The 20,710-nt window shown below is 72.8% G+C and carries 17 protein-coding genes; 11 read left to right on the forward strand and 6 right to left on the reverse strand.

Annotated elements, in window-relative coordinates:
- Positions 1-58 precede the first annotated feature (58 nt).
- The 7 genes from ACH442_RS05630 (at position 59) to ACH442_RS05660 (ending at position 5,788) form a co-directional block, all read left to right on the forward strand.
- A complete protein-coding gene (locus tag ACH442_RS05630; RefSeq protein ID WP_396336729.1) occupies positions 59-727 on the forward strand; it encodes a response regulator transcription factor in 669 nt (222 codons plus the stop codon).
- Positions 724-2,217, forward strand: a complete 1,494-nt coding sequence (locus ACH442_RS05635; RefSeq protein WP_396336730.1) for an ATP-binding protein — start codon at positions 724-726, stop codon at positions 2,215-2,217. The genes ACH442_RS05630 and ACH442_RS05635 overlap by 4 nt, the downstream gene beginning before the upstream one ends.
- An 85-nt stretch (positions 2,218-2,302) precedes the next feature.
- Positions 2,303-3,214 (forward strand): ATP-binding cassette domain-containing protein, encoded by a 912-nt coding sequence (locus tag ACH442_RS05640; RefSeq protein WP_396336731.1) that lies wholly within the window; start codon positions 2,303-2,305, stop codon positions 3,212-3,214.
- Complete coding sequence (locus ACH442_RS05645; protein ID WP_396336732.1) at positions 3,211-3,945, forward strand: ABC transporter permease; 735 nt, start codon at positions 3,211-3,213, stop codon at positions 3,943-3,945. The genes ACH442_RS05640 and ACH442_RS05645 overlap by 4 nt, the downstream gene beginning before the upstream one ends.
- Positions 3,946-4,203: 258 nt before the next feature.
- The gene (locus ACH442_RS05650; protein WP_396336733.1) at positions 4,204-4,950 is read left to right on the forward strand and encodes a lytic polysaccharide monooxygenase; all 747 of its coding nucleotides are present in this window, start codon (positions 4,204-4,206) and stop codon (positions 4,948-4,950) included.
- Between the two features lie 178 nt (positions 4,951-5,128).
- Positions 5,129-5,254 carry a hypothetical protein gene (locus ACH442_RS05655; RefSeq protein ID WP_396336734.1) on the forward strand — a complete coding sequence of 42 codons (126 nt, stop codon included), beginning with the start codon at positions 5,129-5,131 and terminating at the stop codon, positions 5,252-5,254.
- A 72-nt stretch (positions 5,255-5,326) separates the two neighbouring features.
- The gene (locus tag ACH442_RS05660) at positions 5,327-5,788 is read left to right on the forward strand and encodes a GNAT family N-acetyltransferase (RefSeq protein WP_396336735.1); all 462 of its coding nucleotides are present in this window, start codon (positions 5,327-5,329) and stop codon (positions 5,786-5,788) included.
- Between the two features lie 173 nt (positions 5,789-5,961).
- Here ACH442_RS05660 and ACH442_RS05665 read toward each other — a convergent pair whose 3' ends face one another.
- Positions 5,962-6,888, reverse strand: coding sequence for a LysR family transcriptional regulator (locus ACH442_RS05665; RefSeq protein WP_396336736.1), 927 nt, complete (start codon positions 6,886-6,888; stop codon positions 5,962-5,964).
- A 71-nt stretch (positions 6,889-6,959) separates the two neighbouring features.
- Here ACH442_RS05665 and ACH442_RS05670 point away from each other — a divergent pair, with 71 nt between their 5' ends.
- Positions 6,960-7,838, forward strand: a complete 879-nt coding sequence (locus ACH442_RS05670; protein WP_396336737.1) for a DMT family transporter — start codon at positions 6,960-6,962, stop codon at positions 7,836-7,838.
- A 170-nt stretch (positions 7,839-8,008) separates the two neighbouring features.
- Here the strand turns inward: ACH442_RS05670 and ACH442_RS05675 are convergent, their stop codons facing one another.
- Entirely contained in the window at positions 8,009-8,647 is a 639-nt protein-coding gene (locus ACH442_RS05675; protein WP_396336738.1) for a response regulator, read from the reverse strand.
- A 15-nt stretch (positions 8,648-8,662) separates the two neighbouring features.
- Positions 8,663-9,796 carry a sensor histidine kinase gene (locus ACH442_RS05680; RefSeq protein WP_396336739.1) on the reverse strand — a complete coding sequence of 378 codons (1,134 nt, stop codon included), beginning with the start codon at positions 9,794-9,796 and terminating at the stop codon, positions 8,663-8,665.
- A 149-nt stretch (positions 9,797-9,945) separates the two neighbouring features.
- On the opposite strand from ACH442_RS05680, the gene ACH442_RS05685 reads away from it, so the two are divergent.
- From ACH442_RS05685 to ACH442_RS05695, 3 genes are read left to right on the forward strand one after another with little or no spacing between them, the layout of a single operon-like run.
- On the forward strand, positions 9,946-10,710 hold the full coding sequence (locus ACH442_RS05685) for an ABC transporter ATP-binding protein (protein WP_396336740.1): 765 nt from the start codon (positions 9,946-9,948) through the stop codon (positions 10,708-10,710).
- Positions 10,707-13,214, forward strand: coding sequence for an FtsX-like permease family protein (locus tag ACH442_RS05690; protein WP_396336741.1), 2,508 nt, complete (start codon positions 10,707-10,709; stop codon positions 13,212-13,214). Before ACH442_RS05685 ends, ACH442_RS05690 begins: the two co-directional genes overlap by 4 nt.
- A gap of 57 nt (positions 13,215-13,271) precedes the next feature.
- A complete protein-coding gene (locus ACH442_RS05695; RefSeq protein ID WP_396336742.1) occupies positions 13,272-15,587 on the forward strand; it encodes an N-acetylmuramoyl-L-alanine amidase in 2,316 nt (771 codons plus the stop codon).
- A 7-nt stretch (positions 15,588-15,594) separates the two neighbouring features.
- Here ACH442_RS05695 and ACH442_RS05700 read toward each other — a convergent pair whose 3' ends face one another.
- Genes ACH442_RS05700 through ACH442_RS05710 form a run of 3 tightly spaced genes read right to left on the reverse strand, consistent with a single transcriptional unit; the run spans position 15,595 to position 20,710 of the window.
- The gene (locus ACH442_RS05700; RefSeq protein WP_396336743.1) at positions 15,595-17,586 is read right to left on the reverse strand and encodes a response regulator; all 1,992 of its coding nucleotides are present in this window, start codon (positions 17,584-17,586) and stop codon (positions 15,595-15,597) included.
- Positions 17,583-18,650, reverse strand: coding sequence for a chemotaxis-specific protein-glutamate methyltransferase CheB (cheB, locus tag ACH442_RS05705; RefSeq protein ID WP_396336744.1), 1,068 nt, complete (start codon positions 18,648-18,650; stop codon positions 17,583-17,585). Before cheB ends, ACH442_RS05700 begins: the two co-directional genes overlap by 4 nt.
- The gene (locus ACH442_RS05710; protein WP_396336745.1) at positions 18,647-20,710 is read right to left on the reverse strand and encodes a response regulator; all 2,064 of its coding nucleotides are present in this window, start codon (positions 20,708-20,710) and stop codon (positions 18,647-18,649) included. Before ACH442_RS05710 ends, cheB begins: the two co-directional genes overlap by 4 nt.

Genomic DNA, 20,710 nt, shown 5'->3' on the forward strand with positions numbered 1-20,710 from the left:
CTGAGAGTTCTCTCAGCGGGGCCGGGTTTTGTCGGAGGGCCGTCATAGGGTTTCGGGCATGCAGCGGCTGTTGGTTGTGGACGACGAGGCGACCGTGCGGGAGCTGCTGTCCGAGGCTCTGCGGTTCGCCGGGTTCGCGGTGACTTCGGCCGCGACCGGGGCCGAGGCGGTCGCGGCAGCGGTCCGGGAGCCACCCGACCTCGTTCTGCTGGACGTGATGCTGCCCGGGATGGACGGGTTCGAGGTGCTCCGGCGGCTCCGGGCCGCCGGGGTGCGGGTTCCGGTGCTGTTCCTCAGCGCGAAGGACGCGCCCGACGACAAGATCACCGGCCTGACCGCCGGTGGCGACGACTACGTGACCAAGCCGTTCCACCTGCGGGAGCTGATCGCGCGGATCAAGGCGGTGCTGCGCCGGGCCGGCGACGGCGCGCTGGTCGTCGGCGATCTCACGCTCGATCCCGACAGTCAGGACGTGAGCCGGGGCGGCCGGCCGGTGCGGTTGTCGCCGACCGAGTTCCGGCTGCTCAAGTTCCTGATGGCGAACGCCGGCCAGGTGGTGTCCAAGGCCCAGATCCTCGGCGAGGTGTGGCGGTATGACTTCGCCGGCGACACCAGCATCGTCGACACGTACATGTCGTATCTGCGGCGCAAGGTGGACACCGGCGAGCCGAAACTGATCCAGACGCGGCGCGGCGCCGGCTATGTCCTGCGAAGGCCGCGCCCGTGAGATTCCGAGGATCTCTGCGCGTACGGCTTCTGGCCGTGTCCCTCGGCCTGCTCATGGTCGGGATCCTGGTCAGCGACGTGCTCGTGCTGCGCGAACTGCGGATGCACCTGGTCGACCGGGTGGATCGGCAGGTCACGGCGTTCGGGCAGCTCATGGCGCGGCTGAGCCCGGGGTTGCTGGCCACGTCGACCCCGGCCGGGGGTGAACAGGTGCTCGCCGGGCTGGATCTGATCAACGACCTGACCGTCACCTATCTCGATGACTCCGGACGGATCGCCGGCTCGGCGACGGCGATTGGTTCGGCGGTCACACCGCCGGCTGCGGCGACGCTCCGCGACAAAACGGCTGTGCCGGCTTTCGGTGCCGGCGGCCCGGACGGGTCCGGGTGGCGGATGGTGGTGGTGCCCCGGCCGGGCGGAGGCATCGTCGTGGTGGGGTCGTCGTTGGAGGCCGTCGACGACATCCTGGTCCGGCTGCTGGTGTTCTGCCTGATCGCCGAGGCGGCGCTGGTCCTGGTGCTCGGGGTGGCCGGGTGGTTCGGGGTGCCGGCGGCGCTGCGGCCGCTGCGCGCCATCGAACGGACCGCGACCGCGATCGCGGCGGGCGACCTGAGACAACGCGTGCCGGTGAAAGGGCCACCCGGCAGCGAGGTGGCCCGGCTGACCGGGGTGCTCAACGACATGCTGGAGCGGAACGAGCGGGCGTTCGCGGCGCGGGCGGCGTCCGAGGCGCGGATGCGGCGGTTCGTCGCCGACGTGGGGCACGAGCTGCGGACACCGCTGTTCGGGATCGCGGGGTCGGCCGAACTGCACCTGATGCGGGAGTCGTCGTCGCCGGGCGAGATCGACCGGACCATGCGGCGGATCGACACCGAGGCGCGGCGGCTCACCGGCCTCGTCGAGGACCTGTTGCTGCTGGCCCGGCTGGACGAGTCGGCGGCCGGGCCGGTGCTGGAGCCGGCGCCGATGGACCTGCGGACGCTGGCGGCGTATGCGCGGGATCAGTTGGCGGCGCTGGATCCGGCGCGGCCGGTGATCCTGACGGGCACCGGCACCGGCACCGGCACCGGCACCGGCACCGGCACCGGCACCGGTGGGGCCGGGCCGCCGGGGGCGGCGCCGGTGCTCGGGGACGAGGCTCGGCTGCGGCAAGTCGTCGTGAACCTGGTGGGTAACGTGCATGCACACACCCCGGCCGGGTCGCCGGTGCGGATCGGGGTGGGGCTGGTCGGTGAGCAGGCGGTTCTGGAGGTCGCGGACAGCGGGCCGGGGATTCCGGCGGGGGAGGAGGAGCGGATCTTCGAGCGGTTCCATCGGGGGGAGACGTCGCGCGATCGCAGCGGTGGGGGCGGGTCGGGGTTGGGGCTCGCGATCGTGCGGTCGCTGGTCGGGACGCACGGCGGGAGCGTCCAGGTGTGCAGTCCGCCGGGTGGGGGAGCGGTGTTCCGGGTCGTGCTGCCGGCAGTCACGGAGACGCGGCCGGTGGCGTGACGGCCGCGGTGCGGCTGCGGGTGGGGCACAGGCGGTGTTCAGGGGGTCTGCGGGAACGGTCAGCTGAGCAGGGCACGGTCGGTTCATGCTGGAGATTCGAGGGCTGACCAAGAGGTACGGCGAAACCGTGGCGGTGGACGGGCTGACGTGCACGTTCGAGCCGGGGCGGGTGACCGGGTTCCTCGGTCCGAACGGGGCGGGGAAGACCACCACGATGCTCGTCGCGCTCGCGCTGCAGCGGGCCACTGCCGGGGGCGTACGGGTCAATGGCCGAAGTTACGCGGACCTCCCGGTGCCGATGCGGGAAGTCGGGGCGCTGCTGGACGCGCAGGCGGTGCACCCGAACCGGGCGGCGCGGGCGCACCTCGACGCGCTCGCCGCCAGTAACCGCCTGCCGCGGCGCCGGGTGACGGAGGTGCTCGACCGGGTCGGGCTCGGTGAGGTGGCCGGGCGGCGTGCCGGGACGTACTCGCTCGGCATGAAGCAGCGGCTCGGGATCGCGGCCGCGATGCTCGGCGACCCGGGGATCCTGCTGCTGGACGAGCCGATCAACGGGCTCGACCCGACCGGGATCGCCTGGGCGCGCGGGCTGATGCGGGAACTCGCCGCGGAAGGGCGGACCGTGGTGCTCTCCAGCCATCTGATGACCGAGATGGAGCTGACCGCGGACCACCTGGTCGTGATCGGGCGTGGGCGGCTGATCGCGGACACCTCGCTCACGTCGTTCCTGGACCGTGCCGAGCCGGCTGAACTGCTGGTCCGCGCCGAGGCCGGGAGCGGGGCCGGGTTGGCCGAGGCGCTGCGGGTGGCCGGGGGAGTGGTCCGGGAACGGGCGGACGGTGCGTTGCTGGTCAGTGGGCTGGAGGCGGGCGTGGTCGGGCGGGTCGCGCTGGCCGGGCGAGTGGTGATCACCGAGCTGAGCCCGCGACGCGGGTCGCTGGAGGACGTGTTCATGTCGGCCACCGCGGACGCGATCGAGTACGGGGGGCGGCGATGATCCGGTCGGAGTGGATCAAACTGCGGTCGTTGCGGTCGCCGGTGTGGTGCCTGATCGTGCTGCCGGCGGTCAACGCGCTGTTCGGGGCGATGATCGCGACGGCTCAGGCGCGGCAGTGGGACGGTACGCAGGCGTGGGACCCGATCCGGGCCTCGCTGAGCGGGGTGATCGTCGCGCAGATCGCCGCCGCGGTGTTCGGGGTGCTGGCGTTCACCACCGAGTCGCTGCGGATCAGCCTGGCCGCGACCCCGCGCCGCGCCCGCATGCTGGCCGCGAAAGCGCTGCTCGTCACCGGGTCCATGCTGGTCACCGGATTCGTGGCGGGGCTGGTGGCGTTCGTCGCGGGGCAGGCGGCGATCCGCGGCCAGGGCGTTCCGGACGCCTCGCTCGGCGACCCGGGGGCGTTGCGGGCGGTGGCCGGCACCGGGTTGTACCTGGCCGCGGCGTCCCTGATCGGCCTGGCCGTGGGGGTGCTGACGCGTTCCACCGCGGCCGCGGTGACCAGCGTGATCGTCGGTGGGCTGCTGGTTCCGGTGTTCGCCAACGCGATGCCGGAGGCGCTGGCCCGGTTCGTCATCGGTTACTGGCCGACGGCGGCCGGGCTGCGGATCCTGGCGACGGTCCCGGACCCGGCGATGCTCGACCCGTGGCCGGGGTTCGGCCTTCTGGCCGGGGCCACCGCCGTGCTGCTGGTCGCGGCGTTCTCGACGTTCCGGCGGCGGGACGTGTGAGGTGGTGAGAGCGAGCGTGTGAGGGCGGGAGGCGGAGACGGCGATGCGCCGGCGCGCCGCCGCTGGTGACGGGTGTGTGGAGCGGCGACGGTGGTGCGCGCTGCCGCGGTGGCGGGCGGGTTCACGGCGTACCGGGAAAGCGGGTTTTGACCTGGTTCGGGACTTGCCCCAAAGAATCCTTAACACTGTTTACTGTTAAGACGATTTCATTTACGTTGATGAACACGTCGTCCCCTCGTTCTCAGCAAGGAGTCCCTGATGAGACGTCGTTTCACCCTGCCCGCGCTGACCGTCGCGGCGGTCCTCGGGTCGCTGTTCGTGGCGGCCAGTCCGGCGTTCGCGCACGGCTACATCTCGTCCCCGCCCAGCCGCCAGGCGAACTGTGCCGGCGGCGCGGTCGCGAACTGCGGCGACATCGTCTACGAACCGCAGAGCGTCGAAGCCCCGAAGGGGTCCACGCAGTGCAACGGTGGCGGCAGCCGTTTCACTGTGCTCAACGACAACAGCAAGAGCTGGCCGGCGGCCGGCGTCGGTCAGACGGTCACCTTCAACTGGGTGATCACGGCGCGGCACTCGACCGCGACCTGGGAATACTTCATCGGTAACACGCTGCTGGCATCGTTCAACGACGGCGGGGCGCAGCCGGGGGCGACCAAGTCGCACACCGTCAACATGAAAGGGTTCACCGGGCGGCAGACCGTGCTCGCCCGGTGGAACATCGCGGACACGGTCAACGCGTTCTACTCCTGCGTGGACCTGAACATCGGCGGCGGGTCGACACCCACCCCGACGCCCACGCCGACGGTGCCGGCCTCGCCGACGCCGACGGTCACGCCGACCACGCCGGGACCGACGTCCGGGGCGACCACGTGGGCGGCGGGGACCACCTACCGGGTCGGGGACGTCGTGACCTACGCCGGGAAGTCCTACCAGTGCCGGCAGCCGCACACGGCGCTCGCCGGGTGGGAGCCGCCGAACGTGCCGGCTCTGTGGACCGCGCTGTAGTCAGGTTCTTCCTGCTGAAGCGGAGCGGCTCGGCTCGCCGGGCCGCTCCGGTCCGATGTGCGTTCGCGTCCCTGGTCGCGGCGGCCGCGACGGTGCTCCTCGCGGAGCTTGCCGCCACGCCGGGGGCGGACTTCGACCGTACGCTGATAAGCCTTTTGCCCGGAATCTCCACAACGGCATGGAGATCCTGCGGACGGAGTCCGGCTCCGGCGCCTGCCCGCCGGCGCGAAGCCTCGCCACGAAGATGATCGAAACCCGTCAGGCCCAGATCCAGCGGCTGCTCCGGCTGGCCGCCGGTGGATAAGGTCGGCGGCATGCCTGAGTTGATCCGCCCGACCGCGCGGCTCCGGGAGAGCTGGCTGGAGTCGCGCGACGAATGGGTAAAGACGTCCACCAGGACGGTGCCGGGCTGCGCCCCGGGGTCGAACTGGACAGCCCCGACGGGTTCGCCGCCTGGGTGGACGGGCTGCTCGCCGCCGAGGACCACGCGAACCCGGTGCCCGACGGCTGGGTGCACTGCACGTTCCGGTGGATCGTCGAAGGTGATCGATACCTGGGGGCGATCGCGCTGCGGCACGAGCTCAACGACTTCCTGCTGCGGGCCGGCGGGCACATCGGCTACGGGGTGCGGCCGTCGGCGCGGCGGCGGGGGCTCGCGTCGTTCGCTCTGGGTGAGATGCTCGGCGAGGCGCGGCGACGTGGACTCGGCCGGGTGCTGGTCACCTGCGACGTCGACAACGCGGGGTCGGCGCGCACGATCGAGAAGGCCGGCGGCGTTCTGGAGGACGTCCGGGACACCGAGATCGGAAAGATCAAACGTTACTGGATAAGCCTCTGAAAACCGATTTTCCCGTACGTCGCGGGCTCGGCCGCTGGTCACGCCGGCGGCGCGGCCCGCTCCTGCGGCTGGTTCTCCCGGTGACGAGGCCCGGACAACCACCGTGAGAACCGGCCGGGGCCTGGCGCCGCCTCGCGACCGGGACCACCGGCGGACCTCGCGTGGCGGGCCGGTCAGCGGCGGGTCAGCGGGTTCGGGGGAAGCTGGGTCACGGCTTCCCGCAAGGTGCGCACGAGGGCCAGGGCCAGCGTCGACGGGCGGCGTTTCGGGGTGGCGACGCCGATGTGGCGGCACGGGCCGGGCGGGCGCATCGGGACGGCGACCAGGCCGGTCGGGTCGGTGGTCAGCGCGACCTCCGGGATCGAGCTGATGCCGACCCCGGCGCGGACCAGGGACTGGGCGAACTGGTAGTCCGTCCCGCGGCAGGCGACGCGCAGCTCGACGCCGGCCAGCGCCGCGTAGTGGTCGAGCATGTCGCTCTGGCCGACGCAGCCGTGCACCCAGCGCTCGCCGCCGAGATCCGCGATGCCCAGCGACGGCGAACCGGCGAGGCGATGGTCGGCGGGCATCACGACATACATCGGATCGTCGAGGATCGGCGTCCATGTCAGGCCGGAACGGTCACCGTCGGTGACCGGGGGCGGGCCGGTGAAATGGTACGCCAACGCCAGCTCGGCGGCGCCCGAACGGACCAGTGGCAGGCTCTCCTCCGGCTCGCTCTCGATCACGGTCAGCTCGACACCCGGGTGCGCCGCGGTGAACCCGGTCAGCGCGGCCGGCAGGAGCCGCTGGCCGCCACTGGTGAACGTGGCCACGCTCAGCTTCCCGGTGCGGGCCGTGGCCAGGCGGTCGATCTCGCGCTGGGCGGTGAGCAGCTCGGCGCTGATCGCCTCGGCGGCGTCGATCAGGACCAGCCCGGCCTCGGTCAGCTCGACCCCGCGGGTGCTGCGGCGGACCACGGGCGTGCCGAGACTCCGTTCCAGAGCGCTGATCTGCTGACTGACCGCGGACGGGGTCAGCCGCAGCTCAGCCGCCGCCCGGTTGAAACTTCCATGCCGGGCGACCTGGGCGAGCATCTGCAACCGCCGTGAGTCGATCATCAGATTTCCTTAGTACGTCTTCACCAAGTCGGTACTACCGCTAACTACCGTACGGGAGAAGGCTTGTCGTCGTGAATCGTCGTGCCTGGCTCCTGTTCGTGCTCGTGTCCGTGCTGTGGGGTGTCCCGTACTTCCTGATCAAGATCGCCATCGACGACCTCTCGCCCGTGCTCGTCGTCGCCGGGCGGTGCGCGATCGGCGCGGCCACGCTCGTGCCCATCGCGCTGCTCCGGGGCAGTCTCGGCGCGTTGCGGGGACGGCTCGGGGTCGTCGCCGGGCTCGCGGCGGTGCACATCGTCGGGCCGTTCCTGCTGATCACGTACGGGGAGACGCACATCAGTTCGTCGCTGACCGGCATCCTGATCGCGATCGAGCCGGTCGTGATCGCGCTGCTGATGGCGAACACCGAGCCGATCACCGGCATCCGGGTCGCCGGCCTGGTCACCGGGTTCCTCGGTGTGGTCGTCCTGGTCGGGCTGGACGTCTCCGGCGACCGGTGGGGGCTGATCGGCGCCGGGATGGTGTTGCTCGCGGCGCTCAGCTACGCCTATGCGACGAAGCTGGTGCAGCAGCGCCTGTCCGCGGTGCCGCCGGACGCGCTGACCGCGGCCACGACCAGTATCAGCTCGGTGGTGCTGCTGCCGTTCGCGCTGTTCCGGCTGCCGTCGCCCGGGGCGGTCGGCGCGGACTCGTGGCTCGCGCTCGCCGGGCTCGGCCTGCTCTGCACGGCGCTGGCTCTGCTGGCGTTCTACCGGCTGATCGCGCTGGCCGGGTCGAACAAGGCGGGCCTGGTCACGTATGTGAACCCGGTCGTCGCGGCGCTCCTCGGCGTGACCCTGCTGCACGAGCCGCTCGGGGCCGGCACGGTCGCCGGCTTCCTCCTGATCGTCGCCGGCTGCTGGCTCTCCACGCGCCCCGCCCGGACCCCGGCCCTGGTCAACGCCGCCTGACCCGCCCGCCCGTCGCCTGCGGCCCGCCGTCAGGGCCCCGCGGGGGCGACGACCCGGACCACAGCGGAGCGGGGACCTGAAGAAGGTGATCTCGATTCGGCCGGGACGGATCAGCGGCGATCGGGCGGCGGCGCAGCGCGGCAGGGCCATGCCACGGAGCGCGGAGGTGGCTAGCTGACGAGGCGGTGTTCCCAGGCCCAAGCGGCGACTTCGACACGGTTGCGGAGGCTGATCTTGGATTGGACGCTGCCGAGGTGGGTCTTGACCGTGCCGACCGAGATGAACAGTTCGGCGGCGATCTCCGCGTTGGTGCGACCGCGAGCGATCAGCCGCACCACCTCGAGTTCGCGTGGGGAGAGGCCGCCGTCGTCGCCGCGGGGCGCGGGCTGGGACAAGTGTTCCAGCAGGCGGACGGTGATGGACGGGCTGATCAGGGCGTCGCCGGAGTACGCCGCGCGAACCGCCTCGATCAGCAGCGCCGGGCCGGAGTCCTTCAGCAGGAAGCCGGCGGCGCCGTTGCGGAGCGCCTGGTGCACGTATTCGTCCAGGTCGAACGTGGTGACGACGACGACCTTCACCGGGTCGGTGACACCGGGGCCGGCGAGCAGGCGCAGGGCCTGGAGGCCGTCCATCCTCGGCATGCGGATGTCGAGCAGCGCCACGTCGGGGCGCAGGCGGCGGGCGGCTTCGACGGCGTCGACACCGTCCGCGGCCTCGCCGACGACCTCCATGTCCGGCTGCGCGCCGATGATCATGCCGAAACCGGTGCGGACCATGGCCTGATCGTCGGCGACGAGCACGCGTATCACTGTGGGTGACTCCTGTTAGAGAGGGAAGACCGCGTCGACGACCCAGCCGCCGTCGACCCCCGGCCCGGAGGTGATCCGGCCGCCGGCGGCGCGGACCCGTTCGGTCAGGCCGACCAGACCGTACCCCGGCCGGTCCAGTGACGGGCGTGGTGCGGGACCGTCGTTGGCGACCCGGATGAGCAGCTGATCCTGGGCGCGGCGGACCCAGATGTCGACGGCGGAGGCCTGCGGCGCGTGCTGGCGGGCGTTGGTCAGCGCCTCCATGACCACGCGGAACGCCGAGGTGGAGACCTCGACCGGCAGCCCGTGCGGGTCGCCTTCCAGGTGCAGCCGGGCCGGCGGGCCACCGGCGGCGGTGAACTGCTCGGCCAGCGCGCCGAGCTCGGGCACGCCGGAGACCGGGGCGAGCGGCGCGTCCGGGCTCGACTCGGGGTCGCGCAGGACGCCGACCATCCGGCGCATCGACGCCATCGTCTCGGAGCCGGCCTGCTCGATCTGCTCCAGGGCGAGCAGCACGCGTTTCGGGTCCTGCTCGGCGACGAACCGGGCGCCCTGCGCCTGCACGACGATGCCGGTGACGTGGTGGGCGATGAAGTCGTGCAGGTCGCGGGCGAACTCGGCGCGCTGCTCGGCGCGGACCGAGTCGAGCGCGCGCTGCCGGTTGGCCGCGGTCATCCGCAGGGTCACGCCGAGCCCGATCGCGCCGGCCGCGGCCAGCGCCTGGACCAGGCAGAACGTGCCGTAGATGGTGCTGTGCCCGGCGCGTAGCGGCATCACGCTGACCGCGGCGCCGGCGGTGACCAGGGCCAGCACGGCCCAGTCGGGCCGGGCGTTGCGGGCCACCAGCAGGAGTAGGAGCAGCAGGGCGGCCGACTCGGCGATGCCCCACAGCTCGCCGTACGGCTCGGTCACCGCCAGCCCCGCGCTGACCAGCAGCGACAGGCCGGACACCCCGATGGCGGCCAGCGGCAGCACCGTCGAGCGCGGCTTGTACTGGAACAGGCAGACCGCGGCGACCGCCATCGCGAGCACGACCTGGATGCCGAACGCGGGGCTCGCGGTCATCCCGGCGCTCACGTCGACCAAGCCGAGCAAGGCCATCGCGCCCAGCCCGGCGACCTGCAGCAACCCGAACAGAATGCGGTTCATCGTGACCCAGCGTAGGCGGCCGCGGACCGATCTCCATCGGCCGAAAGTTAGAGACGCCGGAACCTGAAGCCTGCCTGTGAGCCGATGTGGCGGCCGGGGTGATCGATCAGGATTTCGTCGTCCGGTTCCCCGCTTCCTTGGAGCTTTTGATGCAGACCCAGTCCCCACAGGCCGGCCACGACGCCCTCGCGGCGGTCGCGGCCGTCGACCTGGTGAAGGTGTACGGCTCGGGCGACACCGCGGTACGTGCCCTCGACGGGGTCACGGTCGGCTTCGAGCGCGGCCGGTTCACTGCGATCATGGGCCCGTCCGGGTCCGGCAAGTCCACCCTCATGCACTGCCTGGCCGGGCTCGACACGGCCACCTCGGGGCAGGTGCTGCTCGGCGGCAGCGACCTGACCAAGCAGTCCGACAAGGTGCTGACGAAGGTGCGGCGGGAGCGGATCGGCTTCGTCTTCCAGTCGTTCAACCTGCTGCCGCAGCTGACCGCCGTGCGCAACATCACGCTGCCGCTGGACCTGGGCGGCAAGAAGCCCGACACCGAGCTGCTGGACCGGCTGGTCACCACGCTCGGGCTGGCCGGCCGCCTCGGGCACCTGCCCAGCGAGCTCTCCGGCGGCCAGCAGCAGCGGGTCGCGCTGGCCCGCGCGCTGGTCTCCCGCCCGGAGGTGCTCTTCGCCGACGAGCCGACCGGCAACCTGGACTCCCGCTCCGGCGCCGAGGTGCTCACCCTGCTCCGCGACTCGGCTCGCAACCTGGGCCAGACGATCGTGATGGTCACGCACGACGCGGGCGCGGCCGCCTACGCCGACCGGGTCGTGCTGCTCGCCGACGGCCGGCTCGCCGGGGAGCTGCACAACCCGGACATCGCCTCGGTCACCCACGCTCTGCAGTCCCTGGCGGCGGCCCGATGAACACCATTCTGCGTACGCAGTTGGCGGGCGTCGCCCGTCGTCCCGCGCGACTGCTGCTCACCGGGCTGGCCGTGCTGGTCGCCTCGTTCGTGGTCTACGCGACCGTGCTGGCCGACCAGGTCACCCAGCGCAGCGTCCTGGCCGGGCTCAGCGGCACACCGGAGGCGGCCGACCTGATCGTCCGCAACGGCACCGTCGACGACAAGCAGCTCGCGGCGATCACCGCGGTACCGGGCGTCTCCCGGACCGCGGCCCGGCTCGAGATCGGCGTGCAGCTCGGCGGGCAGTACCTGAACATCACCGCGGACCCCGGCAGCGGCCCGCTGGCGCTGGTCAAGGTCACCGAGGGGCGTTATCCGAGCGCGGCCGACGAGATCGCGGTCTCCCCGCGGACGGTGAAGCTGCTCGGTCTGACGGTCGGCTCGACCACCACGATCGATCCCGGGACCGGCAAGAAGGTGCCGCTCAAGATCGTGGGCGTGGTCGACCCGCCGCAGGACTTCGGCTACGACGGGTTCGCCCCGGTCGCCACCGTGCTCGGCCTGACCGGCGAGCACTACATCCAGCAGGTCGACATCGACGTGGCCGCCGGGACCGACGCCGGCCCGATCGCCGACCGGATCACCGCGCTGTTCGCCGGTGTGAAGCAGGACGAACGACCGGCCGTGGCCACGGGGGCCGACGTGCGGCTGCAGGAGGCGCGCGCCGCCTCGTCCGATATCGATCAGATCTTCGCCGTGGTCGGCGCGTTCGTCGGGATCGCGGTCGCGGCGGCCGGCCTGATCGCCGCGAGCACGTTCCGGATCGTCTTCGCCCAGCGGATGCGGCAGCTCGCGCTGCTGCGGGCGGTCGGTGCCGGCCGGGGTGCGACGTTCCGGGCGCTGGCCGCCGAGGGCGCGCTGACCGGCCTGGTCACCGGCCTGGTCGGGGTCGCCGCCGCGCAAGCCGCCGGATACCTCGTGCCGGCCGCGCTGCGCGGGTTCGGGATGGGGGTGAAGAGCCCCGGGTTCCCGCTGCTGTGGGCGCTCGGCACGGTGCTGCTGGCGATCGTGATCTCGGTGGTGGCGGTGCTCGCCCCGGCGGTCTCCGCGTCCCGGGTGGCGCCGCTGGAGGCGCTGCGGACCGCGGCCGGCACCGGTGCGCGCACCGGCATCGGGGTGCTGCGCTGGATCGCCGGGCTGCTGCCGCTGGCCGCAGCGCTGGCCCTGGTCGCCTACGTGGTGTCGTCGCTGCCCGGCCCGGACGAGGAGAACTACGACGCCGGCACCATGGTCCTGACCGTGGTCGCCTCCGGCGCGCTGGCCTTCGTCGCGCTGATCGCGCTCGGCCCGGTGCTGGTCCGGCCGGTCCTGGCGGTGGCCGGCTGGCCGCTGCGGCGGATCGGACCGGTCGGCCGGCTCGCGGTCGGCGGGGTGGGCGGCAGTGCACGGCGGGCCGCGGCGGTGTCGGTGGTGGTCGCGCTCGGCGTGACCCTGGTCGCCGGGGTGCTGGTCGGGGCGGCGTCGATCCAGGCGCTCGGCGAGCGGGAACTGGCCGCGAGCGCCCCGGCCGACTTCGAGATGACCGGCTCCGAGGGCAGCACGCTGCCGGACACGTTCGTCACCACGGCCAAGGGCAGCAGGGAACTGACGCGGGTGACGGCGTACCGGCGGCTGACCGAGGCGCAGGTCGCGCAGTACGACCACCTGGCGGTCACCGATCTGGACGTGAACGCGCTGCCGCGGCTGCGGGACCTCGACGTGCGTACCGGTGCGGTGGACGACCTGCGGCCCGGAGCCGCGGTGATCAGCCGGATGCTGTCGGAGATCAACGGCGCCGGGGTGGGCGACACCGTGCAGGTCCGGAACGGGAAGAAGTCCGTCTCGCTGACGGTGGTGGCGGTGCTCGGCGACAGCGCGCCGCTGCACACCGAGATGCTGGTGACCCCGGGCGACCTGACCGCGCTCGGCGCCGGGCCGCAGGCGTCGGGCCTGCTCGCCGACGCGTCGGCCGACGGCGCGGACGGGCGCACCGAGGCGCTGCGGGCGATGCGCGCGGCCGGCGGCAACAGCACCGACTACACCGTCGACGTGCTCGCCGACCAGCGCGACGAACTCAACTCCGACCTGAACACGCTGCTCGCGATCGGTCTCGGCCTGATCGGCCTGACCGTCCTGATCGCCGTCGTCGGGGTGGGCGCGACCACCGCGCTGTCGGTGGTCGAGCGGGTCCGCGAGTCCGGGCTGCTGCGGGCGATCGGGATGTCGCGGGGCAGTCTGCGGGCGATGCTCACCGCCGAGTCGGCCCTGTACGGCGTGATCGGCGCGGTGCTCGGGCTGGTGCTCGGGGTGCCGTACGCCTGGCTGGCCGTGCAGGCGATCGGCGTGAACGCCCCGCTGGCGGTGCCGGGCTGGCAGCTCGTGGTGGCGTTCCTGGCCCTGGTGGCGCTGACCGCGCTCGCCGGGGTGCTCCCGGCCCGCCGGGCGGCCCGGGTCAGTCCGGTAACCGCCCTCGGTACCGATTAGACCGGGATTTCCGGTACCCTTCCGCCGCTAATCGAAAGATCGCGCGGGGGAGACCGAATGAATCGGCGGAAGTCGGCAGTGGCGGGCACGGCGGTGGCCGTGCTCGCCGCGGCGGGGGGCGTCACTGCGCTTCTCTGGCCCTCTGACCAGGGCGGACAAGCAGCGGCGGCGCTCACCGTGGCGGCCGTCCCGCCGGACCCGGCGGCGCAGCAGCCGGAGCTGCACGCGGAGCTCGACTCCCTCGACCTGGCGACCACCCCGAACGGGGGAGCGGAGCTGCCGCAGCGCGACACCCGCAAGTTCAGCATGGTCAGCGTCTCCTGGAACGACCCGGCCGTCGCCCCGCAGGGCGCGATCGAGGTCCGCACCCGCAGCGTGAAGACCGGCTCGTGGTCCGGCTGGGAGACGCTGGGTGTGGCCGAGCCGGCCGCCGACCGGCCGGACGAGGTGGCCCGCACGCACGGCGCCACCGACGCGATCTGGACCGGCCTCTCCGACGGCGTGGCCGCCCGGATCGCCGGTGGCGGCACCGTCCCGGCCGCGTTGAAGATCAACCTGATCGACACCGACGCCAAGGGCGGCAAGGGCGGTCAGGGCGGCGGCGAGGAGGTCTCGCCGTCGGCGCAGCCGTCGGTCTCCGACAGCGCCGAGCCGGCCGGGGACGAGATCACCGAGTCGCCCGACCCGCAGGTGTCCGACCTGCCGACCGAGCCGGCCACCGAACCGGTCCCGGACGAGACGTCCCAGCCCCCGGCCACCACGGCGCCGCCGGCCGGCACCCCCTCGACGGGCACCGGCCCGGCGCCGGAGTCGACCTCCGCGGTGCCGGTGCCGACCTCGACGGTCCCGGTCAAGGCCCAGCTCCCGGCGTACGTGTCCCGGGCCGGCTGGAATGCCGACGAGAGCCTGGTCAAGTACGCGATCGAGTACACGAACGACGCCCGGATGGTGTGGGTGCACCACACCGGCTTCGGCAACGCGTACACCTGCGCCCAGTCGGCCTCCGTGGTCCGGGGCATCCAGGTCAACGACGTCAAGGTCAAGGGCCTGTCCGACATGGGCTACAACTTCCTCGTCGACGCGTGCGGGACGCTCTACGAGGGTCGCAAGGGTGGTGTCACCAACGCGGTGATCGGCGCGCACACGGTCGGCTTCAACACCGGCTCGGTCGGGATCGCGCTGCTCGGCGACTACACCACGCTGAAGCCGTCGGACGCGGCGATGACCACGATCGCGCAGGTCGCGGCGGCGCGGCTGGGGGCGTACAACCACAGCCCGACCGGCATCGCGTCGATGACCGAGGGCGTCGCCAACCGGTACTGGAAGCAGGGCTCCACCGTCACCTTCCCGGCGATCTCCGGGCACAAGGACGGCGAGAAGGGCACCAACGGCGGTTACCTGACCGAGTGCCCCGGCACCAACCTCTACAGCCAGCTGAACACCATCCGCGCGCGGTCGGTGCAGCAGATCACCGGGCTGGCCGGCAAGTCGCTGGCCGGTGGGCTGTCGGTCGGCGGCATCTTCTACGTCCGCAACGCGGTGACCTTCGACTGGGTCGTCTCCACGCCGTCCGCGCAGATCGCCAAGTTCGAGGTGCAGATCGACGGGCAGACCGTGGCCACGCTGCCCGGCACCGCCCGCACCAGCGGGAACATCGCCGTGCCCACGGGCAGTCACTGGATCCGGGTGCGGGCCACCCACGTGGCCGGCGGGACGGCGCTGACCGGGGCGTACAAGGTGGTCGGCGACGTGACCGCGCCCAGCCTGTCCGGGCCGGCGATCGTGACGCGCACCGGCACGGTCACCGCGACCTCGGTGCCGATCGCGGTGACGTACAAGGCGAGCGACGCGGTCAAGCTCTACACGGTGACCGCGACCAAGCCGGCCCGGACGAACCTGGTGCCGACCGGAACTGCCTGGAAGACCACCGTGAAGCCGGGCGTGAACACCACGTACTCGCTGACCGCGCGGGACGCCTCGCTCAACGGCCGGACCGCGGCGGTGACCACGAGGACGACGCTGGTGGCCGAGACCGCCGGCAAGAAGACCGGCACGTGGGCCACCCGGAAGGCGACCGGTCACCTCGGTGGGCGGGCGCTCGCGGCGACGAAGAAGAACACCAAGCTGACGTACGCCTTCACCGGCCGATCGGCGTCGCTGATCTTCTCCCGCGGGACGACGACCGGCAAGGCCGACATCTACCTGGACGGCAAGAAGGTCGCGACCGTCGACACGAAGTCCGGTTCCACCTCGTACCGCCAGGCGCTGTGGAGCAAGTCGTTCAAGGCCGGCAAGCACACCGTGGTGGTCGTGGTCGCCGGTACGAGCGGACGCCCGGCCGTCATCACCGACGGTCTGGCCTACGTGAGCTGACCGCCGGTCATCCGGAGCGGCGGGGATGTCCTCGCCGCTCCGGGCCGCCGAACGTCTCCGCGGCCGGCAGCGTGAACCAGAACGTGGCGCCCCGGCCCTCCTCGCCCTCGGCCCGGATCTCCCCGCCGTGCCGCTCGACCGCGCGATGCACGGTGGTCAGGCCGATGCCGGTGCCCGGGAAGTCGCGGGCGTCGTGCAGGCGGGCGAACGGGCGGAACAAATCGCCCGCTTTACCGGCCGGGAAGCCGGCGCCGTTGTCGCGTACGAAATAATTCTTCTGATCGCATCCGACGGTGATCACGGGTTGCTCGACCTTGCGCGTGAACTTCACCGCGTTGTTGATCAGGTTCTCCAGGATGACCCGGACCAGCCCCTCGTCGGCGTCGGCGGACATGCCGTCCTGCACCTGGAACTCCACCTTGTGCTGCGGGTCGCGGGCGGCCACGTCGGCGCAGACCTGATGGGCCGTCTCGGTCAGGTCGAACGTGGCCCGGCGCAGCTCACCCCGACTGGCCTGGGCCAGGATCAGCAGCGACTCGACCAGGTCGGCCATCCGCAGCGCGGCCGCGTGGATCCGGGTGATCCGGTGCCGGGTCTGCTCGCCGAGCGTCTCGTCGTCCGCCTCGTCCAGCATGTGCTCGGCGAAACTGCTGATCACCTGCAGCGGGCCGCGCAGGTCGTGGGAGACCGAGCCGGAGAACGCCTCCAGCTCCCGGTTGCGCCACTCCAGCTCCTCGACCATCGCGGCCCGGGTCTCGGCCAGCTGCCGCGCGGCGCGCTCCGCGGCCGCGTCCAGCTCGCGGCGCATCAGCTCCTCACGGATCCGGCGGGACTCGTCGTGGGTCTGCTTGCGGCGGATCTGGGCGCGGACGTGCACGCGCAGGCCCTCGGGGATGTCGCTGGTCTTCACGTAGTCGTCGGCGCCGGCGGCCAGGCAGTCGAGCATCGCCTTCTCCTCGCCGGTCACGATCAGCGGCACCTCGCCGACCTGCGGCACCTCGCGGATCCGCCGGCACGCCTCGTGGACGCCGGGAAGGTCGAGGCCGAGCACGACGCAGTCGGCGGGCTGCTCACCGAGCAGCTCCAACGCGTCGCCGACACCGGTGCAGGAGACGATGTCGTACGACTCGGTGCGCAGCGCGTCGGCCCACTCGTCGAGGGTTTCGCGGGCGGGGCTGACGGTGAGGACCTTGCCCGGCCCGTGCAGGCTGCCGATCGCCTCGATCGGCAGCTGCTCGGCCGACTGGCGCAGCACCGCGGCCAGCTTCGCCAGCACCACCGCGAGGTCCTGTTGCTTGCGGACGAACGCGTCGGCGCCGGCGTCGAGCATCTGCATCTCGGTGGCGTAGTCGTCGGCGGCGGTCATCAGCAGGCACGGGGTGTCGCGCAGGGCCGGGTCGAGCCGGATCCGGCGGATCACCGTGGCCCCGTCGATGCCCGGCATCACGCCGTCGACGATCACCGCGTTCGGCCGGCGGTCGGCCGCCATCCGCAGGCCCTCCTCGCCGCCGGACGCGGTCAGCACCGTGTACCCCTCGGGTTCCAGCAGCTCGCGCAGTTCCTCGCGGAACGTCATGCTGTCGTCGATCACCAGGATGACCGGGGCGCCGTCACCGGGCCGGGCCGTGTGCCGGTCGCCGAGCAACTGCCGGGTCCGGGCGACCACGTAACCGGCGTCGTACGGCTTGCCCACGTACTCGTCCGCGCCGGTCCGCAGCCCGGCCAGCCGGTCGGCGACCTCGCTCTCCACCGACAGCAGCATGGTCACCACGCCGGCGTGTTCGGCGTGCCCGCGCAGCTCGGTGAGCAGCTCCAGACCGTCCGCGTCGGGCAGCAGCACGTCGAGGATCGCCGCGTCGAAGGCGGCCGAGGCGAACGCCGTCCGGGCCTCGGCCCCGGTCGCGCAGAGGATGGTGGCGAACCCGTCGTCGGAGAACGCGTCGTTGAGGTCCATCCGGACGGTCAGGCTGTCGTCGACGATCAGCACGGTCGGGATCATCGCCGGCCCCCCGGATGCAGCTCGCCCAGCCGCTGCGCGATCCGGTCCGGCGGCAGCACGTGCATCGCGGCGCCGATCAGCGCCGCCTCGCGCGGCATGCCGTAGACGGTGCAGCTCTGCTCGTCCTGGGCGAACGTGGTCGCGCCCCGGGCGCGCATCTGCAGCAGCCCGGCCGCGCCGTCACGGCCCATGCCGGTCAGCAGGCAGCCGGCGGAGAGGTTGCCGTACTCGGCGGCGATCGACTCGAACAGCACGTCGACCGAGGGACGGCAGGAGTGCCGGGGTGGGCCGTCGGAGAGCCGCAGCACGTGGTCGCGGACGTACAGGTGCCGGTCCGGCGGGGCGAGCAGCACCTGGCCGCCGATCGAGCGGACCGGGAGGCCGTCGGTCGCGTAGCGCACGTTGCGCCCGGTCTGCCCGGCCAGCCAGTCGGAGAACGCCACCGCGAACTGCTCGCTGGCCGCGATGTGCTGCACGCACAGCACCGGGGTCCGGAAGTTCGGCGGCAGTTCCCGCAGCAGCGTGGTGAGCGCGGCCGGCCCGCCGGTCGACGAGCCCACCGCGACCACCGCCATCGTGTTCGTGCCCAGCGGGGTCGCGGCCCCCGGTGCCACGGGCGGCGGCGCGGAGGTCCGGGCGCGGCCGTCGAGTCGCGCCCGCGGATGAGTGATCACCCGGATCCGGGAGACCATCCGGAGGGTACGCCGTAACCGCGGTGACCAGTCCACGTCGGAGTCGTCCCCACGGGGCTTCTCCATCACGTCGACCGCGCCCGCCGCGAGCGCGTTGTACGTGCTGAACAGCTCCTGCCGGTCCGCCGACGAGACCACCAGGATCGGGGTCGGGTGCTCGGCCATGATGTGCTCGGTCGCCTGCAGGCCGCTGATCCCGGGCAGCATCATGTCCATCGTGATCACGTCGGGGCGCAGCCGGCCGGCCAGTTCGACCGCCTGCTCCCCGGTCACCGCCTCACCCACCACCTGCAGCTCCGGGTCCTCGGTGAGCGCGTCGCGCAGGTAGTACCGCATGGTCGCGGAGTCCTCGACGACCAGCACCCGGATCACGCGCGCACCACCAGGCGACGGATGTGGGTGAGCAGCTCCTCCTGGTCGAACTCACCCTTCACGACGTACGCGCCGGCCCCGGCCCGCATCCCGCGCTCCCGGTCCTCGGCACTGGACCGCGAGCTGACCAGGATCGCCGGGACGACGGCCAGCTCCGGATCGGCCCGGGTGCGCTCGACGAACGTGAAGCCGTCGATGCCGGGCATGTCGATGTCGGTGAGGAACAGGCCGTACCGTCTCGACCGGGCCCGGTCCAGCCCCTCCTCACCGGACGCGGCCAGGTCCACCTCGTAACCGGCCGACTCCAGGATGCTGCGTTCCAGCATGCGCGTGGTCAGCGAGTCGTCCACGACCAGGATCGGCAGCGGCGCCGCGACCGTGACGGCCGCGGCCCGTCCGCCGTCGCCCTCGGCGCGCAACATCTCGCCGGCCAGCCCCTCCGGGTCGAGGACCAGGCGCGGGTTGCCGTCGGCGTCCACCGAGACGCTGCCGATCGCCCGGGTCGACGGGGCCAGGTCCGGCAGCGGCCGGGCGACCAGCGCGTGCGTGCCGAGCAGCCGGTCCACGCCGACCGCGACCGTGTCGCCGCCGGCCTGCAGCATCACGGCCGCACCGGGCCCGGCCGCGTCCGGCACCGGCCGCCCGGTGTAGAGCGCCTCGACCAGCGGCCGGAACGGCGCGGCGGTCTCCTGATAGACGAGTTTGCCGGTGGCCGCCGCGGTCGCCGCCTCGTCCGCGCTCAGGCGCACGCACGCGCGCACCGAGTCCAGCGGCACCGAGGCGACCGTCCCGCCCGCCTCGACCAGCAACCCGGTCATGCTCAGCAGGGCGAGCGGCACGACCAGCTCGACGGTCGCGCCGGCGCCGGCCGTGCTGCGGATCGACACCTCGCCGTGCAGTTGCGCCGCGGTGTCACGCAGCACGTCCATCCCGATCGCCCGCCCGGCGACCTCGGTGACCGTCGTCGACGTGCTCAGCCCGCCGTGCATCACCAGCTCCAGGACGTCCGCCTCGGCGGTCGCGGTCAGTCCCCGGGCCTGCGCCTTCGCCCGCAGCGCGGGCACGTCGAAGCCGCGCCCGTCGTCGCTGCAGCGGAACGCCGCGAACCGGCCGCGCCGCTCCACCGCGAACGTGACCGTGCCCTCGGCCGGCTTGCCGGCGGCCCGCCGCTCGGACTCCGGCTCCAGCCCGTGCACCACGGCGTTGCGCACCACGTGCGAGAACGCGGCGCCGATCGGGCCGAGCAGGTGGGAGCCCATCCGCACGTCGGCACCGGCGGTGTCGAACCGGACCCGCCGGCCCTCGCTCTCGGCGGCGTCGCGGACCGCGCGGCGCAACGCGGTGAAGATGCTGCCGGCCGGCACCAGGCGTAACCCTTCGGCCTTGGCCCGGACGTCGTCGAGCTCGCGTTCGACCCGGTCCACCGCGTCGATCAACCGCCGCTGGGCCGTGCCCAGCTCGCCGGCGAGCCGCTGGGCCGACGCCCGGGTCAGGGTGACCGGGGTGCGGCCGCCGCGCATCTGCTCGGCGAGCGTCTCGGCGCTGCGGTGCAGCCGGTCCAAAGCGTGGCAGCCCTGGCGCAGCGGCGCCATCCGCGCGTTCGCCTCGCCGATCGAGTCCAGCAGGTCGTCGAGGTCCGCGGTGGCGGCCCGCGGTGCGATCGGGTCCTCCTCGCCCAGTTCCGGGGCTGCCTCCGCCGACGGTCGCGCCGGGTCCGCCGACGGTCGCGCCGGGTCCGGCGAGGGCTGGGACAGCAGCGCCACCTGCGCGCTGATCATGTCGTTGAGCCGCAGCAGCTCGCGCATCTCGCCGGCGGCCAGCCCGGCCGGGTCGCCCCGGTGCGGGACCAGGATCTCCTCGAACTCGTGAGCCCGGTCGGCGATCTCCTTCTGCCGCACCACCCGGGCCGCGCCCTTGAGCGTGTGCGCGACCCGCAGCAGCTTCGCGACCGGTTCCGGCCCGGGCCGCTGGTCCAGGTCGAGAACCCCGGAGCTGATCTGGTCCACCAGCTCCTGCGCCTCGATCCGGAAGTAGCGCAGGGGATCGCGCTTCTCCGCCAT

It is taken from the genome of Actinoplanes sp. NPDC020271 (assembly GCF_044388125.1).
Taxonomy (GTDB): domain Bacteria; phylum Actinomycetota; class Actinomycetes; order Mycobacteriales; family Micromonosporaceae; genus Actinoplanes.